Consider the following 17746-nt stretch of genomic DNA (forward strand, 5'->3'; position numbering starts at 1 on the left):
CCTCATCCCGGGTGGTCGACGGTTGCCAGCAGCGCGCGCGTCTCCGCCACGACCCGGTCGCTGAACGCCGGGTCGCGCACCTGCGCCGAGCCGAGCATCGGCCGGCCGCGCTCGTCGTAGTAGACGCCGGTCGCGCCCGACTCGGAGGTCAGCACCTCGGTGAGTACCCGAGCTGCGCGCCCGGGCGTGCTCCAGTACCTGACGAGCGGCGCGATCGGGGAGAGGACGTACCTCGACACGAAGCTGACGACGGGACCGGCGTCGCGACCCAGCCGGCTGCCGGGGGTGAAACCGGGCTCGACCGCGTTGAAGCGCAGCCGGGGCGTCTCCCGCGCGAGCGCCAGCACCGTGGCGAGGTTGCCCTGCTTGGAGGTCGCGTAGGCGTCGTACCCGGGCTTGGCCGAGCCGCCGGGTGCCCACTCGCCGCGGGCGCTCGCCTCGGCCGAGAGGTAGCGCGCCCCCCGGAAGCCGGCGACGACGGCCGGCCGGCGCTCGGGGTCCTCGACCCCGGAGCAGACGAACACCACGTGCGCGCCGTCGGGCAGGTGCGGGACCAGCGCCTCGGTGATCGCGAACGGGCCGAGATGGTTGGTCGTGTACGCCAGGTCCCAGCCCTGCGCGGTGGTGCGGGGGCCGAGCGGGAAGACGCCGGCGTTGTTGAGTAGGCCTGCGAGCGGCAGGCCGAGCTCGACGATCCGCTCGGCGGCCCGCCGTACCGATGCGAGGTCGGAGAAGTCCGCGACCACCGACACCGCCCGGCCGCCGAGCGACCCGATCTCGCGCTCGAGCTCGGCCAGCCGCTCCGGGTCGCGCCCGACGAGGACGACGGTGCCGTGCGCGGCAAGCTCCAGGGCGGTTCGCCGGCCGATGCCCGAGGTCGGGCCGGTGACGATCCATGTGCGGTCGGCCGGAGGCCGGGGTGAGTGGTGCTCGGTCATGCGGGCCAGTCTCTGTCGGCCCGCACCGCGCAGGCAGTGGTCCGATCGTCCTGGGACCGGCAGGGCCAGGGAGAGGTGGTCAGCCCCGCACCGCGGGCAGCACGGTCTCGCACACCAGCCGCAGGCTCTCCCACGACGGCTCGGCCGGCAGCCCGCCGCAGGCGGGGTGGCTGGTCACCAGCCGGATCTCGCCGGAGCGGCACCGGTCGACCAGCTCGTCGGCCGTGAGCACGACGTACACCCCGGCCGCCCGCATCTCCTCGACGGTCCGCGAGCGGTCGACGACGTACGACCCCGCCTCGCCGTGCCACTCCTGGTAGGCGACCGCGTCGGCGAGCAGGTGGTGGCCGTAGCGCTCCCAGAACTCCTCGGGCCGCTCGGCGCAGAAGACGTTGGCGGGTCCACCAGATGGCGCCTGCAGCACGAAGCCGGGCTCGCGGCCGGCGGCCTGGCAGGTCTCGTCGTAGAGCGCCTTGAGTGCCGGGTCCCCGTGCTGGGGCTGGAAGTTCAGGCCCAGCCGCGCGGCCCGGCGAGCGGCCGCCGGCGAGCCGCCGCCGTAGAAGAGGAACGGGTGGGGCCGGGAGTACGGCGCCGGCGTGACCGCGGCCGATGCCCACGCCTCGAGCACCCGGCCGATGCGCTCCTCGACGTCGCGCCCGCGGGTCTCCCACGACCGCCCGTGGAGGGCGTACTCGACCGGGCGGTAGCCCAGCCCGAAGGTGTAGCTGACCCGGCCCTTGCTGAGGTGGTCGAGCACCGCGATGTCCTCGGCGAGCCGCACCGGCTCGTACAGGTTGACCAGCAGCGCCGAGACCGTGATCGGGATCCGCGTGGTCACGGCGGCGAACGCCGACGCGACGAGCATCGGGCTGGGCAGGTAGCCGTCGTCCGCGGCGTGGTGCTCCGACACCATCAGCGCGTCCTGCCCGTGCCGGTCGACGTACGCCGCCTGCTCGACCGCCCGCGCATAGATCTCCTGCCGCGTCTCGGCGTCCGCGCCCGGCGCGCGGAAGTCGTAGCGGGTGGCGAACCGGGTCGTGGGCGGCATGGGCCCACCCAACCAGAGACCTGGAACGTGTTCTAGACGGTCGTCACGTCGATCGCACGGTTCACCCACCCAGGAGATGGCCGACGGGGCCGCCGGCTATCCGGCGGCCCCGTCAGGAGGAGCAGTACTGGTCGAGACCAGTGGTGGGGATCAGGCGTTGCGGATCGCGGAGACGTCGAACTCGAGCTTGACCTTCTCGGAGACCAGCACGCCGCCGGTCTCGAGCGCGGCGTTCCAGGTCAGGCCCCAGTCCTTGCGGTTGATGGTGGTGCCGCCCTCGAAGCCGATGCGCAGGTTGCCGAACGGGTCGCGCGCCGAGCCGGTGGGCTCGAAGGTGATCGTCACGGGCTGGGTCGCGCCCTTGATCGTGAGGTCGCCGGTGACGACCCAGTCGTCCCCGTCGCGCTCGACCTTGGTCGAGGTGAAGGTGAGCTCCTTGTTGATCTCGGCGTCGAAGAAGTCGGCCGAGCGGAGGTGGGCGTCGCGGTCCGCGACACCGGTGTCGATGCTGGCCGTCTGGATGGTGAGCTGCACGTGGGACGCGGCCGGGTTGGCGGTGTCGACGTGCGCGGTGCCGGCGAAGTCGGTGAACTGGCCGCGGACGGTGGTGACCATCGCGTGCCGGGTGCTGAAGCCGAGGCGGGTGTGCGTCGGGTCGATCGTGTAGTCGCCGGAGATGTCCTCGACGGCGGCGGTGGGGGCGTCGAAGGTCTCGGTGGACTTGCGGTTGAGGAAGGACATGGGTGGCTCCTGGTGGTCGTCGGGTTGTTGAACCTTTGATCACCGTAACCGGACCCTGGTCCGATTCATTCCCAGCAGCTCGCGAACTCCTGGAGAAATGCCGACGACCCGCCCGACGGGGTCGGGCGGGTCGTCGAGGTGTGGTTCAGGCTGCGTGCGCCGCGTGGTGCGTGTCGTGTGCCGGCACCCCGGTCTGCGTCGGGGCGGTCCATCGCGCTTCGAGGTGGGTCTGTCCGCGGGCGTCGGTCACGGGCACCCAGGTCTGCACGAGGCTGCTGGTCATCATGTTGTCGTTCATCGGATGCCTTTCGTTCACCTTCCGTTCACCTAGGCTACTCCACTTCCACCCAGGTGTCACAGAACCGCGGAAATCGGCTCCGGCGCTCCACTGCCGGGGGTTCGTCGCGGCGCGCCGTGGCGCTGACGCTCCACCCCTCGCTCGCGCGTGTCACTGGTGGGGCGGGTGGGGACGACGTCGGGCGGCGCGCGGGTGTCACGGCGGCACGGATGCGCAATATCTGCCCGATTCCGGGCAGGAAGTTGCTCATAGGTGCCTGAGGGCGCACGATCGACGGCGTGCCCGTGATCCCCGATCCCGACCTGGTGGGGCGTATCGCCGCGAGCACCGGCCTGACGGCCGAGGAGGCCGCGCGGGTGGTGGAGGACGTGGTGGCGTTCCACGCCGAGACCGTCGAGGCCTACGTGCGACGCCGGCACGCCCAGCTCAAGACCTACGGCGCCCGCAACGACGAGATCTTCGCGCGGCTCGCCGCGGAGCTCGACGGCCGCGTGGTCGCCGCCCCCGCGCTGAGCGAGCGGCAGCTCCGGCGCATCGTCTATGGATAGAGAGAAGGCAGCACATGTGCGGAATCGTGGGGTACGTCGGTGCCCAGCCGGCGGCGCCGATCCTGGTGGAGGGCCTGACCCGGCTCGAGCACCGTGGCTACGACTCGGCCGGCGTGGCCGTCCTCGGCCCGTCCGGGCTCAAGGTGGCCAAGCGGGCCGGCCGGGTGCGTGACCTCGCCGACGGGCTGCCGAAGCGGTTCGGCGGCAAGGTCGGCGTCGGCCACACCCGGTGGGCCACCCACGGCGCGGCCAACGACGTCAACGCGCACCCGCACAGCGACGCCTCGCGGACGGTCTCGATCGTGCACAACGGGATCATCGACAACGCGGCGGCGCTGCGGCACCGGCTCACCGAGGACGGGGTCGAGCTGGTGAGCGACACCGACTCCGAGGTGGTCGCGCACCTGGTGGCCCGCTCCACCGCCGACACCCTGGAGGGCAAGGTGAGCGAGGCGCTCGCCGCGATCGAGGGGACCTACGGCCTCGCGGTGCTGCACGCGGACTTCCCGGACCGGATCGTCGCGGCCCGCAACGGCAGCCCGCTGATCATCGGGGTCGGCGACCGGGAGATGTTCGTCGCCTCCGACCTCGCCGCGATCGTGCGGCACACCACGACCGTCGCGCACCTCGACGACGGTGAGATCGCCAGCGTCACCGCCACCGGGTTCACGACCTACCGCCAGGACCTCACCTCGACGGCCAAGAGCGCCGTCCAGCTGGACGTCGACCCGTCGTCGTACGACGCCGGCGAGCACGAGTCGTTCATGCGCAAGGAGATGCACGAGCAGCCGGCCGCCGCGGAGCGCGCGCTGCGCGGACGGCTCGACGAGCGCTTCGGCACCGCCCACCTGGGCGGGCTGAACATGGACGCCCGCGAGACCCGCGCGATCCGGCGGGTCAAGATCCTCGGCTGCGGATCGGCCTATTACGTCGGCCAGATGGGTGCGGGCCTGGTCGAGGAGCTCGCCCGGATCCCAGCGGACGCGGAGGCGGCCAGCGAGTTCCGCTACCGCAACCCGGTCATCGAGCCGGACACGCTCTACGTCGCGGTCAGCCAGTCGGGCGAGACCATCGACACCCTGCTCGCCGTCGAGGAGATCCGCCGCAAGGGCGGCCGCGTCGTCGGCCTGGTCAACGTGGTCGGCAGCGCGATCGCCCGCGCGTGCGACGGCGGCATCTACCTGCACGCCGGGCCCGAGATCGCGGTCGCCTCGACCAAGGCCCTCACGAACATGTTCCTGGGCTTCGCGCTGCTCGCCCTGCAGCTCGGCCGGGTGCGCGACCTGTCCATCGCCGACGGGCGCCGGCTGATCGCGGGGCTCGACCGGCTGCCGGCCCAGATCGAGGAGGTGCTCGCCCAGGAGGACACGCTCGCGGTGCTCGCCAAGCGGCTCGCCGAGGCCGAGAGCCTGTTCTTCGTCGGCCGGGTGCGCGGCTTCCCGGTGGCCAGGGAGGGCGCGCAGAAGTTCAAGGAGATCTCCTACCGGCACGCCGAGGCCTACCAGACCTCCGAGCTCAAGCACGGCCCGCTCGCGCTGATCTGCGAGCAGGTGCCGACCGTCGCGATCGTGCCCGCGGACGAGCTGACCGATCGCAACGTCGGTGCGCTGCACGAGATCGCGGCGCGGGGCGGCCCGCTGGTCGTGGTCACCCACGAGGACGTCGACCTCGGTGACCTCACGGCTCACGCGGACCTCCAGCGGGTCGACGTACCCCGCAACGAGCGCGAGCTCGACCCGATCCTGCTGACGATCCCCCTGCAGCTGCTGGCCTACCACGCGGCGCTGCACCTCGGCCACGACATCGACAAGCCCCGCAACCTGGCCAAGTCGGTGACCGTCGAGTGACGGTGTAGCGACGGCTGGCGGTCGCCCTCTCGATCCCCGGCGTTCACGCGCGCGCTCGGCGCGCTTGGTCGGATGGGGGACGTGAACCAGATCTCGGGCCCCTCCCGCCGCCAGGTCCTCGGGGCGGGTGCCGCCGCCGTCGGTGCCGCGACCGCCTCCTCCCTCCTCCCCGCCTCGCTGCACCGCGCCATGGCCGCACCCGTGCGGCCCGGTGGCCTCCGGGCCGTCGAGCACGTCGTCCTGCTCATGCAGGAGAACCGTTCCTTCGACCACTACTTCGGTCGGCTGCGCGGGGTGCGCGGGTACGGCGACCACGACCCGCTGCGCCGGCGGGCCGGTGGCAGCGTGTTCGCCCAGGCCGACGGCGCGCGCGACGTGCTGCCGTACTCCGTGCGGACCGCGGCGAGCGCCGCCGGCCGTCCGGCGACCGACATCCAGTACCTCGGCGGCCTGCCGCACGGCTTCTCGGACGCCACCCAGGCCTGGGCGGACGGCTGGTACGACCGCTGGGTCCCCGCCAAGACCGTCTCGACGATGACCTACTACGACCGCCGCGACATCCCGCTGCAGTACGAGCTCGCGGAGACGTTCACGACGCTCGACGCCTACCACTGCTCGGTCTTCGGGTCGACGAACCCCAACCGCAACTACTGGTGGACCGGCACCACCGGCCTCGAGCCGGACGGCGTGCGGCGTGCGGTCGGCAACGACGCCTACTCCTACGACCACGCCGGCTACGGCTGGACGACGTACCCGGAGCGCCTCGAGGCCGCCGGCGTCTCCTGGCAGATCTACCAGGAGTGGGACAACTTCACCGACAACGCGGTGGAGTACTTCAAGCCGTTCAAGGCGATCGGCACCAAGATGCTCCAGCACGTGGACGGCGCCTACCGCACCACCGAGGAGTTCTACGACTCGCTCCATGACAAGCCGGCCGCCGAGCAGGACGCGCTCCTGGACCAGCTGGCGAAGGGTCGCGATGCGCTGACCCCCGCCGAGCGGTCGCTGTTCGACCGGGCGATGTACCGCAGCCGCCCGGGCACCCTGCTCACCCGGATCCGCAGCGACATCCGCGCCGGGACCCTGCCGACCGTGGTGTGGGTGGTGCCGTCGGCGGCGCTGTCGGAGCACCCCGGCGCCTCGACCCCCGTGGGGAGCGCCAATCTCGTCCACGACCTGCTCGACGTGCTCGCCGCCGACGTCGACACCTGGTCGCGCACCGCGCTGCTGCTGAACTTCGACGAGAACGACGGGTTCTTCGACCACGTCCCGCCCCCGATGGCGCCGCGTCCGGCGTCGGGCAGCGACGACGACTGGTACCTCGGGCAGCCGGTCGGCCCGGGTCCGCGGGTGCCGATGACGATCGTCTCGCCCTGGACCGTAGGCGGGGTCGTCGACTCGTCCCTGGCCGACCACACCTCGACGCTCCGCTTCCTCGAGCGGGTGACTGGTGTGCGGGAGCCCAACATCTCCGACTGGCGGCGCCGGACGCTCTCGGACCTGACGTCGGCCTTCGACTGGGACCGCGCCGGGCGTCCGCCGCGCACCCAGCAGCCCGACCCCATCCCCGCACCGATCACCCGCTGGCACCCCGACCCGCCGGCCGAGCAGGCGATGCCGACGCAGGAGCCCGGGCGCCGTCCGGCCCGGGCGCTGGGCTACCAGCCGACGGTGTCCGGTGGCGTCGCCCGCGGAGCGCTCTCCCTCGTGCTCGGCAACGCCGGCGACCGGGCCGCGGCCTTCACCGTCTACCGGTACGGCGACCTCGGGGCCCGGCCGACCTTCCACCTGGTCGACGCCGCCGCACGGGAGCTGGTCAGCGTGCCGGCCCTCGTCGACTGGGACGTGGTCGTGCAGGGTCCGAACCGCTTCTGGTGCGAGCTGGTCGGCACCGCGGCCGGGTCGGCGGCCGGGGTCGACGTACGCCCCACGATCGTGCGCCGGCGCGCCACGCTCGGCCTCGACCTCGTCAACACCGGGCGCGAAGAGGTGACGCTGGTGGTGGCCGCGCGCCGCTACGCCGGCGACCGCCGCACCGTGCGGGTGCCGGCCGGCGCCCACCGCGCCATCACCTGGCCGACCGACCAGGGCTGGTACGACGTCGAGGTGACCGCGACCGGCGACGACACGTTCCGGCGCCGGCTGACCGGGCGGGTGGAGACCGGGCGCACCACCGTCACCGCATGACCGCGGGGTGACCTCGGGGTGACCTCGGGGTGATCGCGGGTGATCGGAGGTGAAGGTGACCCAGCCCACCGCGACGACGAATCAGCCGTCCGCGCCCGGACCCACTACCGTTGACGGGTGAGCAGTGACGAGAACGACGAGACGACCACCCCCGAGGTGACGTTCGCCGACCTCGGGCTCAGCGAGCCGGTGCTGAAGGTGCTGGCCGACGTGGGCTACGAGACGCCGTCGGCGATCCAGGCCGCGACGATCCCACCGCTGCTGGCGGGCCGCGACGTCGTCGGCCTCGCGCAGACCGGCACCGGCAAGACCGCGGCGTTCGCGCTGCCGATCCTGTCGCGACTCGACCTGTCGCAGAAGACCCCCCAAGCGCTGGTGCTGGCCCCCACGCGTGAGCTCGCGCTGCAGGTCTGCGAGGCGTTCGAGCGCTACGCCGGACGGATCAAGGGCGTCCACGTGCTGCCGGTCTACGGCGGTCAGGGCTACGGCGTGCAGCTCAGCGCGCTGCGCCGCGGCGTGCACATCGTGGTGGGCACGCCGGGCCGCATCATGGACCACCTGGAGAAGGGCACCCTCGACCTCTCGCACCTGCGCTTCCTGGTGCTCGACGAGGCCGACGAGATGCTCAACATGGGCTTCGCCGAGGACGTCGAGACGATCCTCGCCGACACCCCCGACGACAAGAACGTCGCGCTGTTCTCGGCGACGATGCCCTCGCAGATCCGCCGGATCTCGAAGAAGTACCTCAAGGACCCGGCCGAGATCACCGTCAAGAACAAGACGACGACGTCGGCCAACACCACCCAGCGCTACCTGATGGTGTCCTACCCCCAGAAGGTCGACGCGCTCACGCGCATCCTCGAGGTCGAGAACTTCGAGGGCATGATCGTGTTCGTCCGCACCAAGAACGAGACCGAGACGCTCGCCGAGAAGCTCCGGGCCCGCGGCTTCTCCGCGATGGCGATCAACGGCGACGTGCAGCAGACCCAGCGCGAGCGCACGGTCAACCAGCTCAAGTCCGGCAAGCTCGACATCCTGGTCGCCACCGACGTCGCCGCGCGCGGCCTGGACGTCGAGCGGATCAGCCACGTCGTCAACTACGACATCCCCACCGACACCGAGTCCTACGTCCACCGGATCGGCCGCACCGGCCGCGCCGGCCGCAAGGGCGACGCGATCTCGTTCGTGACCCCGCGCGAGCGCTACCTGCTCAAGCACATCGAGAAGGCGACCCGCCAGCCGCTCACGCTGATGCAGCTGCCGACCGTCGAGGACGTCAACGTCACCCGCCTGTCGCGGTTCGACGACGCGATCACCGAGGCGCTCGCCAACGCCGAGCGCATCGAGCGGTTCCGCGACATCGTCCAGCACTACGTGCGCGAGCACGACGTGCCCGAGGCCGACGTCGCCGCGGCGCTGGCCGTGGTCGCCCAGGGGGACACGCCGCTGCTGCTGGACCCGAGGGACGAGGTCCGGCAGCCCCGCGACGACCGACCCGCACGCACCGACCGTCCCGACCGGGGCGCCCGCCCCGAGCGCGGGGAGCGCCGGCCGCGCGGCCGCACCGACGTCCCGATGGCGTCGTACCGCATCTCGGTCGGCAAGCGGCACAAGGTCGAGCCCCGCCAGATCGTCGGCGCGATCGCCAACGAGGGCGGGCTGTCGCGCCAGGACTTCGGGCACATCGACATCCGCGCCGACCACTCGCTGGTGGAGCTGCCCGCCGACCTGCCCCCGGGCACGTGGGACAAGCTGCAGTCGACGCGCATCTCGGGCAAGCTCATCGAGCTCACCCGCGACGGCGGCGGTCCGCCGGCGCGCAAGCCGCGGCACAAGGACTGATCTGGATCAGCCCAGGTATGCCGCGAGCGAGCCCGCGGCGACCTGGCCGGCGGCCGCCGCGCTGAGCACCGAGGCGAGCGGCCCGGGTAGGGACGCCTGGTGCGCGAGGTCGCCGGCGGCGTGCACGCCCGCGAGGCTGGTGCGCCCCATCGCGTCCACCTCGACGCATCCCGACGGCAGCATCGTGAGCCCGAGCTGCTCAGCGAACGGTGCCGCCTGGGAGAGCTCGGTCGACACGAAGACCCCGGCGACCTCCTCGTCGGGACCACCGTCGAACGAGACCCGGGCGCCGGCGGCCGTGCGGCACAGTCCGGTCACCGGCTCCCGGCGTACGTCGACGCCTGCAGGTACGTCGTCGGGGGCACCGTCGGTCAGCACGGTGATGCGGGACGCGATCGGGGCGATCAGGCCGACGAGATGGGCCGCCCGCGGACCTGCGCCGAGGATCGCGACGGGCCGGCCTGCCAGCTCGTGGCCGTGGCAGAACGGGCAGTGGACGGCGACGTCGCCGAACAGCTCGGCCAGGCCTGGCTTGTCGGGCAGGAGGTCGCGCAGCCCGGTTGCGAGCACGAGGCCGCGCGCCGAGATGGCCTCGCCGCCCGCGTCCACGTGGAACCCGGTGCCCACTGCTCGGACCGCGGTCGCCGGCAGGTCCCGGACGGCGACGGTCGCGTAGGCCGCCAGCTCCGCGCGAGCGGCCGCACGTAGCTCGGAGGGTGGGGTGCCGTCGTGGGTGAGGAAGTTGTGGAGGTGCGTCGCCGGGTCGTTGCGGTAGGACTGCGAGTCGAGCAGCAGCACCCGCCGGTGCACCCGGCCCAGCGTCAGCGCCGCCTGCAGGCCGGCCGGTCCGCCCCCGAGGACGATCACGTCGTACGTGGATTCGTTCATGTCATTTGCCATGCACACGAGCATGTGACTTCATGTTGACATGAAGTCAAGTGGTTCCTTGTCGATCGGTGAGATGGCCTCGCGTGTGGGCCTAGAGACCCACGTCCTGCGCCACTGGGAGGACGTGGGCCTGCTGCGGCCGGGTCGCGACGCGGCCGGCCGGCGGCGGTACTCCCGCGACGACCTGGTGCGGATCGCGGTCATCCAGCGGAGCAAGGCCGCCGGGATGACCCTCGACCAGGTGCACGTGCTGCTCGACGCCGAGGCGGTCGACCGGCACCGCGTCCTGGAGGCGCACATCGCCGACCTGGACCGCCGGATGGAGGAGATGCGGCGCTCCCGGGCGATGACCGAGCACGCGCTGCAGTGCCGAGCGCACGACATCGCGACCTGCCCCCGGTTCAAGGCCGCGGTCGACGACATCGTGGGTGATGTGGTCGGTGCCGACTGGTAGAACCGACACCATGCGTCTCGGCCGCCGACTGTCCCTCGCCACCGCCGCGCTCGCGATCGCGAGCACCGCGCTCGCCGCGTGCGACGCGGCCGACAAGGTGACACACCCCGACCCCGACCCGGACGAGGCCGCCACCGCGCTGGCCGCGGCGCTCGTCTCGGGCGACTTCGGCGACGTCGCGTTCACCGACGAGACGCCGGAGGACGTGGCGGCCGAGTACGCCAAGGTCGTCGAGGGCATGGGCGACCTGACCCCGGCCGTGACCGCCGGTGACACGACCGACAAGGCCGCGACCCTGACCTGGACCTGGCCGATCGCCGGTGAGGAGTGGACCTACACCACGCAGGCACCGCTGACGCTCGCCGACGACGAGTGGCAGGTCACCTGGTCGCGCGAGGTCGTCGAGCCGAGCCTGCGGCCCGGGACGGTCCTCGACGTGACCCCGATCGGAGGCGGGCGCGGGCCGGTGCTCGGCGCCGACGGGGTCGCGCTCGTGACGGACCGGCCGGTCGTGCGCTTCGGCATCGACCGCTCGCAGGTGCCGGCGGCGCGGGCCGGCAGGTCCGCCCGCCGGCTCGCGCAGCTGGTGGACGTCGACGCGGCGCCGTACGCCAAGCAGGTCGAGGCCGCCGGCGAGAAGGCGTTCGTCGAGGCGATCGTGTTCCGCAAGGACGACGTGCCGGTCGCCGTGGCACGGGGCTACCAGGCGATCCCGGGAGCGCTGGCCGTCCCCGACGACGTCCCGCTCGCGCCGACCCGCGACTTCGCCGCGCCGATCCTCGGCACCGTGGGCGACGTGACCGCCGAGATGGTCGAGAAGGACCCCGACCGCTACCAGCCCGGCGACCAGGCCGGGCTCTCCGGACTGCAGGCGAGGTACGACGAGCAGCTCCAGGGCACCGACGGTGCGGCCGTGGACGCGGTGGCCTCCGACGGCCGGGAGCGCGAGCTGTTCCGGGTCGACGCGCGGCAGGGCGAGCCGTTGAAGCTCACCCTCGACGAGCGACTGCAGCTGGCGGCCGAGGATGCTCTCTCGTCGGTCCGCCCGGCCAGCGCGCTCGTGGCGATCCGGCCCTCCACGGGGGCGATCGTGGCCGCGGCCAACGGCCCCGGCAACGACGGGTACAACACGGCGACCTTCGGGCAGCTCGCCCCGGGCTCGACGTTCAAGAGCGTGAGCAGCCTGGCGCTGCTGCGCGCCGGACTCGCGCCCGAGACCGTGGTGCCGTGCACAACGGCGATCGTGGTCGACGGCAAGCGCTTCGAGAACTACGACGACTACCCGGCCGGCGCGCTCGGCAACATCCCGCTGCGCACCGCGATCGCCAACTCGTGCAACACCGCCGTGATCTCCCAGCGCGGCAAGCTGGGAGACGGCGACCTTGCCGCGGCGGCCGCCTCGCTGGGCCTCGGTATCGACCACGACCTCGGCTTCCCGGCCTACTTCGGCAGCGTCGAGCCCCCGGCGTCGGAGACCGAGGCGGCGGCGGACCTGATCGGCCAGGGCAAGATCCTCGCGTCGCCGATGGCGATGGCCACCGTGATCGCGTCGGTGCAGGCCGGTCACACCGTGGTGCCGCGGCTCGTGAGGTCCGTGGACGTGTCGGTGCCCGACGAGGCCGAGCCGCTGACCGGCCGCGAGACCGCGGCGCTGCGGTCGATGCTGCGCGCGGTCGTCACCTCCGGCAGCGGCCGCGTCCTGCTCGACGTCCCCGGCCCGCCGGTGATCGCCAAGACCGGCACGGCCGAGTTCGAGCGCGGCGGCAAGCTGCTCACCCACGCCTGGATGATCGCGGCGCAAGGCGACCTGGCCGTGGCCGTGTTCGTCGACCTCGGCTCCTCCGGCTCCGGCACCGCCGGCCCGATCCTCGAGGCGTTCCTGCGCGCCGCGCGCTAGGTCGGCGGAGGATCCCCGGTACACCGGGGATCCTTGCGCTTGTCGGCCGTTGCAACAGCCGACAAGCGCAAGGACCAGCCGACCAGTCCGGTGGAGGCGCCGGTCAGACCTCCCGGGTCGTCACGTTGCGCGCGACCTCCTCGGGCATCGGCTCGTAGTGCGCGAACGTGCGGGTGAAGACCCCGGCGCCGTGGGTGGCCGAGCGCAGGTCGACGGCGTAACGGACCAGCTCGGTCTGCGGCACCTCGGCCAGCACCTGGGTGCGGTCCTCCCCGACCTTGTCGGTGCCGAGCAGCCGCGCCCGCCGTGCCGACAGGTCGCTCATCACGCTGCCGACCAGGTCGTCGGGGATGACGACCGTGACGGTGTCGTACGGCTCGAGCATGGTCACCGTGGTGGCCGCGGCCGCCTCGCGCAGCGCGAGCGCCCCGGCCATCTGGAAGGCCATGTCCGAGGAGTCGACCGCGTGCGCCTTGCCGTCGAGCAGCGTCACCCGCAGGTCCACGACCGGGTAGCCGTGGCGCACCCCGCGCTCCATCTGGGCCCGGACGCCCTTCTCGACGCTCGGGATGAACTGGCGGGGTACGGCGCCGCCGACCACCTTGTCGAGGAACTCGAAGCCACCGCCCTCCGGCAGCGGCTCGACCTCGATCTGGCACACGGCGTACTGCCCGTGGCCACCGGACTGCTTGACGTGCCGGCCGAGCCCGGCGGCCTTGCCGGCGAACGTCTCGCGCAGCGACACCACGAACGGCACCTGGTCGACGTGCACCGCGTAGCGCTCGCTGAGCCGCTCGAGGGTGACCTCCGCGTGGGACTCACCCATGCACCACAGCACCAGCTGGTGGGTCTCGGCGTTGTTCTCGATCCGCAGCGACGGGTCCTCCGCCGCGAGCCGCGACAGGGCCTGGGAGAGCTTGTCCTCGTCGGCCTTGCTGCGCGCCACGATCGCGATCGGCAGCAGCGGCTCGGGCATCGACCACGGCCGCAGCACCCGCGGCTGGTCGGCCGCGGACAGCGTGTCGCCGGTCTCGGCGCGGGAGAGCCGGCCGACGGCGCACAGGTCGCCCGCGACGACCCGCTCGGTGGGGAACTGCTGCTTGCCGAAGGCGTGCCCGAGGTTGCCGACGCGCTCGTCCTCGTCGTGGTCGGCGTGCCCGGCGCCGTCCCCGAAGAACGACGTGAAGTGCCCCGAGACGTGCACGGTCTGGTCGGGCTCGAGCGTCCCCGAGAACACCCGCACCACGCTGAGCCGCCCGACATACGGGTCGCTGGTCGTCTTCACGACCTCGGCGACCAGCGGTCCGTCCGGGTCGCAGGTGATCGGGTCGGCCGTGGCGCCCGACGGCAGGAAGACGTCGGGGGAGGGGTGCTCGGCCGGCGACGGGAACGCCCGGACCGCGAGGTCGAGCAGCTCGGCGCAGCCGACGCCGGTCATCGAGCAGACGGGGACGACCGGGAAGAACGTCGCCCGGGCGACGGCCCGCTCGAGGTCCTCGATGAGCACCTTCTCGTCGATCTCCTCGCCGCCGACGTAGCGGTCCATGAGCGTCTCGTCCTCGGACTCCTCGATCACCGCCTCGATCAGGTCGCCGCGCAGCCCGGTGGCCTCGGCCTCGGCGCTCGGCGACAGCAGGCCGGTGAGCGCAGTGACCTCCGCACCGCTCCGCACGGGCACGTAGAGCGGCATCACCCGCTCGCCGAAGGCGTCCTGGGCCTGGCGCAGCACGCCGTCGTAGTCGGCGCGTGCCTGGTCGAGCTTGGTGACGACCACCGCGCGCGGCATGCCGACGGCCGCGCACTCGCGCCACAGGGCGCGGGTCGAGTCGTCGACGCCGTCGTTGGCGGCGATCACGAACAGGGCGCAGTCGGCGGCTCGGAGGCCGGCGCGCAGCTCGCCGACGAAGTCGGCGTAGCCGGGGGTGTCGACGAGGTTGACCTTCACGCCCTCGTGGACGAGCGGGGCGACACTGAGGGAGTTCGTGCGCCCGTGGGCGTGCTCGGACTCCTCGTGGTCACAGACGGTGGTCCCGTCGCGGACGGAGCCGGCGCGGGGTATCGCGCCTGAGGCGGCGAGCAGAGTCTCCGCGAGGGTGGTCTTGCCGGACCCGGCGGGTCCTACCAGCACCACGTTGCGGATCCGGTCCGGGCTGCTCGCCGCCAGATCCTGTCCCGATGCTCTCCGGTTCGTACCGCCCTTGTCTGCCATGACCACTCCTGCTGCCACGGGTCTCGCTGATGGGACCTCCGTGCTCCGACAAAACCCCTCATCGGTCCCGGGCACAAGGGCTGTTGGTCACGGTTTGCGTCGCCTACCCTGGAGGCTCCATGTCTCGGGTGGTGGGTCGTCTCACCCTGCTCTCGGAGGTTCGGGTCCTCCTCGGGCGGGGCCTTCCGATCGCCCTCCACGGGCCGACCGGCATCGGCAAGAGCGCCCTCCTCGACGCCCTCGAGAACGAGGCCCGGTCCGGGCCGGGCCCAGGGGGGCTGGTGCTCCGGGCCGCCGCCACCCCGACCGAGCGGTCGCTGCCGTTCACGGCGCTCCAGGACCTCCTCGACCAGCTCCCGCCCGAGCTGCGCGGGTCGCCCGGCACCCCGTCCACGCGGCCCGCCGAGCGGCTGGCCGGCGGCCTCGCGACCGACGCCCTGCGCTCGGTGCTGTGCGCGGAGTTCCGGTCCCTCCTCGAGGAGCTCTCCGCCCGCCGCCCGGTCCTACTGCTGCTCGACGACGCGCAGTGGCTCGACGCCGACTCCGCGTGCGTGATCGGGTACGCCCGCCGCCGGCTCCCCGGCCGGGTCGGCCTGGTCGCCACCGTCGGCCCGGACGCCGGCACCCCCGCGATCCCCGACCTGCACCGTCTCGAGGTCCCGCCGCTGGACGTCGGCGACACCATCGACCTGCTCGGCCGGCACGGACTGCCCGCCCACCTCGCGCAGCGCGTGTACGCCGAGTCCGGGGGCCTCCCGTCCGTCGCCCTCGCGCTGTGCGGCGCGATCGGGGCGCATCCCACGCTGCTGGGGCGCCCCACGCCGCTGCCGGCGAGCATCGAGCGGGTGCTCCGGGCCCGCTTCCTCGCGCAGGGCGACGAGGTCCGCGAGACCCTGGCCTGTGCGGCGCTGCTGCACCGGCCCACCGTGCGCCAGCTCGAGCGCGCGGGCCGGATCGGCGCCGACGACGACGTGCGCGCCGCCGCCGCGGCGGGGCTGGTCGCGCGGCCCGAGGAGGCGGTGCGGTTCACCCCGCCCGTGCTGCGCCGGGTGATCGCCGACGCGACCCCCGCCGTACGCCGCGCCGAGCTGCACCGCGCCCTCGCCGACGCCGCGCCGAGCGCCGCTGAGCGGATCCGGCACCGGGCGCTCGCGGATCCGCGACCGCACGCCGACCTCGCCCGCGATCTCGGCGTGATGGCCCGCGAGGCGGCCGCCGCCGGCGGCCGCGAGCTGGCCACCGAGCTCTACCTCCTCGCCGCGGACCGCTCCCCGGCCGAGCTCGCCACCGAGCGGACGGAGTGGCTCGCGACCGCCGTCGAGACCGGCGCGCCCGGCAACCACATCGAGCTGGTCCACCGGGCGCTCGGCGACCTGCTCGAGCTCGCGGCGACCCCGGCCCAGATGGTGCGGGTGCGGCTGGCCCTGCTGGAGCTGGCGGGCTCCGGGATCGCCGCGATGGACGAGGTCCTCGCGGCCGCGCTCGCCGACGCCGGCGACGACGACCGGCTCGTGGCGATGGTGCTGCTCCAGCGGGCGCGGGTGGCGCTGATGGAGTCCCGCCCCGCCGAAGCGGCACGCTGTGCCGAGCGGGCCGCCGGCCTGCTCCGCCGCGCGGGCGACCGTGCGGGGGAGGCCGCGGCCCTGACGACGCTGGCCGTCGCCTCCCGGTGGACCGGCAACGGCCGTCACGAGGAGCACCTGGCGGCGGCGCTGGCGTTGGCCCCGGCATCCGAGCCGGCCCCGCCGGGCATGACGCACGTGTCCGCGGCGTACCTCGAGGCCCGCTTCGCGTTCTACGACGACCGGCTCGAGGAGGCGTGGACGGCGTTCCTGTCGATGCTCGCGCAGGTGGAGCGCGGCGCGGGCATGGACCAGGTGCACGTGCTGCGCTGCCTGGTCGAGGTCGGCACCCGGCTCGGCCGCTGCCGGGAGGCGCTCGCGTACGCCGCCCGCGCGGCGGAGGTCGGCGAGGAGTTCGGCCTCGATCCCCACACCGGGTGGTTCATCGCCGCCCTCGCCGAGCTCGCCGGCGGCGACCTCGCCACGGCCCGCCGGCTGGCCCAGCGGGGTGCCCTCGCGGCGGAGGAGCGGGGCGACACCCGCTACCAACAGCGGCACCTGCTGCTGCTCGGCCAGGCCCACCTGCGCAGCGGCGACGCGCTCGCGGCGAGCACCGTGCTCAGCCGGATCCGCGACATCGAGGCGAGTCACGCGATCAGCGACCCGACCGTCAACCGCTGGCAGCCCGAGCTGGTCTCGGCGCTGGTCGCGCTGGGGTCGGTGACCGAGGCGGAGCGACTGGTGGCGGACGCCCGCCGGGCCCTCGACGGCCGGGCCGGCACCGACGGGGTCGGAGCCCAGCTCGACCGGGCCGAGGCGGAGGTGCTCGCCGCCCGTGGCGACGTCGACGGCGCCCTGGTGCTGCTGGACCGGTCCGCGAAGGTGTGCGCCGACCTCGGCATGCGCCTCGACCTGGGCCGGGCGCTGCTGACCCGTGGCCACGTGGAGCGCCGCAGCCGGCGGGCCGCCGCCTCCCGGGCCGCGCTGGCCGCGGCGGAGGCCTGCTTCGCCGAGATCCACGCCCGGTCGTGGCTCGACCAGGTCCGCGCCGAGCTCGCGCCGGGGCCGGTCGCCGCGACCGACGACCCGCTGCTGTCGCGGCTCACCGAGACCGAGGCCCGGATCGCCCGGCTGGTCTGCCAGGGCGCCAGCAACCGCCAGATCGCCGAGCGCCTCTACCTCAGCGTGAAGACGGTCGAGGCCACCCTCACCCGGATCTACCGCAAGCTCGACGTGCGCTCGCGCACCCAGCTCGCGACGCTGCTGGTCCCCGGACCCGCCGAGTAG

Annotated in this window: 13 protein-coding genes; 7 read left to right on the forward strand and 6 right to left on the reverse strand. The window is 73.4% G+C overall.

Annotation, left to right across the window (positions count from 1 at the left end):
- Positions 1–2: 2 nt before the first annotated feature.
- The 4 genes from QQZ14_RS07495 to QQZ14_RS07510 all read right to left on the reverse strand — a co-directional run bounded on the left by QQZ14_RS07495 (position 3) and on the right by QQZ14_RS07510 (position 3025).
- Complete coding sequence (locus QQZ14_RS07495) at positions 3–938, reverse strand: SDR family NAD(P)-dependent oxidoreductase (protein WP_284533614.1); 936 nt, start codon at positions 936–938, stop codon at positions 3–5.
- Between the two features lie 79 nt (positions 939–1017).
- Positions 1018–1986 carry an LLM class flavin-dependent oxidoreductase gene (locus QQZ14_RS07500; protein ID WP_284533615.1) on the reverse strand — a complete coding sequence of 323 codons (969 nt, stop codon included), beginning with the start codon at positions 1984–1986 and terminating at the stop codon, positions 1018–1020.
- Between the two features lie 150 nt (positions 1987–2136).
- Positions 2137–2727, reverse strand: a complete 591-nt coding sequence (locus QQZ14_RS07505) for a YceI family protein (RefSeq protein WP_284533616.1) — start codon at positions 2725–2727, stop codon at positions 2137–2139.
- Between the two features lie 145 nt (positions 2728–2872).
- Entirely contained in the window at positions 2873–3025 is a 153-nt protein-coding gene (locus QQZ14_RS07510) for a hypothetical protein (RefSeq protein WP_284533617.1), read from the reverse strand.
- Positions 3026–3303: 278 nt separating this feature from the next.
- Here QQZ14_RS07510 and QQZ14_RS07515 point away from each other — a divergent pair, with 278 nt between their 5' ends.
- The 4 genes from QQZ14_RS07515 (at position 3304) to QQZ14_RS07530 (ending at position 9449) form a co-directional block, all read left to right on the forward strand.
- Positions 3304–3573 carry a hypothetical protein gene (locus QQZ14_RS07515; RefSeq protein ID WP_284533618.1) on the forward strand — a complete coding sequence of 90 codons (270 nt, stop codon included), beginning with the start codon at positions 3304–3306 and terminating at the stop codon, positions 3571–3573.
- Positions 3574–3587: 14 nt separating this feature from the next.
- Entirely contained in the window at positions 3588–5420 is a 1833-nt protein-coding gene (gene glmS / locus QQZ14_RS07520; protein ID WP_284533619.1) for a glutamine--fructose-6-phosphate transaminase (isomerizing), read from the forward strand.
- Between the two features lie 81 nt (positions 5421–5501).
- The gene (locus tag QQZ14_RS07525; protein ID WP_284533620.1) at positions 5502–7607 is read left to right on the forward strand and encodes a phosphocholine-specific phospholipase C; all 2106 of its coding nucleotides are present in this window, start codon (positions 5502–5504) and stop codon (positions 7605–7607) included.
- 117 nt (positions 7608–7724) lie between these two features.
- Complete coding sequence (locus QQZ14_RS07530; protein WP_284533622.1) at positions 7725–9449, forward strand: DEAD/DEAH box helicase; 1725 nt, start codon at positions 7725–7727, stop codon at positions 9447–9449.
- Positions 9450–9455: 6 nt separating this feature from the next.
- On the opposite strand, the gene QQZ14_RS07535 is transcribed toward QQZ14_RS07530, so the two are convergent.
- A complete protein-coding gene (locus QQZ14_RS07535; protein ID WP_284533624.1) occupies positions 9456–10337 on the reverse strand; it encodes an NAD(P)/FAD-dependent oxidoreductase in 882 nt (293 codons plus the stop codon).
- A 73-nt stretch (positions 10338–10410) separates the two neighbouring features.
- On the opposite strand from QQZ14_RS07535, the gene QQZ14_RS07540 reads away from it, so the two are divergent.
- Together QQZ14_RS07540 and QQZ14_RS07545 are read left to right on the forward strand one after the other, a co-directional pair.
- Positions 10411–10791: a MerR family transcriptional regulator gene (locus tag QQZ14_RS07540; protein ID WP_284533625.1), complete on the forward strand. Its 381-nt coding sequence runs from the start codon at positions 10411–10413 to the stop codon at positions 10789–10791.
- Positions 10792–10801: 10 nt separating this feature from the next.
- Positions 10802–12688 (forward strand): penicillin-binding transpeptidase domain-containing protein, encoded by a 1887-nt coding sequence (locus tag QQZ14_RS07545; protein WP_284533626.1) that lies wholly within the window; start codon positions 10802–10804, stop codon positions 12686–12688.
- Between the two features lie 103 nt (positions 12689–12791).
- On the opposite strand, the gene QQZ14_RS07550 is transcribed toward QQZ14_RS07545, so the two are convergent.
- Entirely contained in the window at positions 12792–14897 is a 2106-nt protein-coding gene (locus tag QQZ14_RS07550) for an elongation factor G-like protein EF-G2 (RefSeq protein WP_284533627.1), read from the reverse strand.
- Positions 14898–15016: 119 nt separating this feature from the next.
- Between QQZ14_RS07550 and QQZ14_RS07555 the strand changes: the two genes are divergently transcribed.
- On the forward strand, positions 15017–17746 hold the full coding sequence (locus tag QQZ14_RS07555) for a helix-turn-helix transcriptional regulator (RefSeq protein WP_284533628.1): 2730 nt from the start codon (positions 15017–15019) through the stop codon (positions 17744–17746).

The sequence above is a fragment of the Nocardioides sp. T2.26MG-1 genome (genome assembly GCF_950101795.1).
Taxonomy (GTDB): Bacteria; Actinomycetota; Actinomycetes; order Propionibacteriales; family Nocardioidaceae; genus Nocardioides.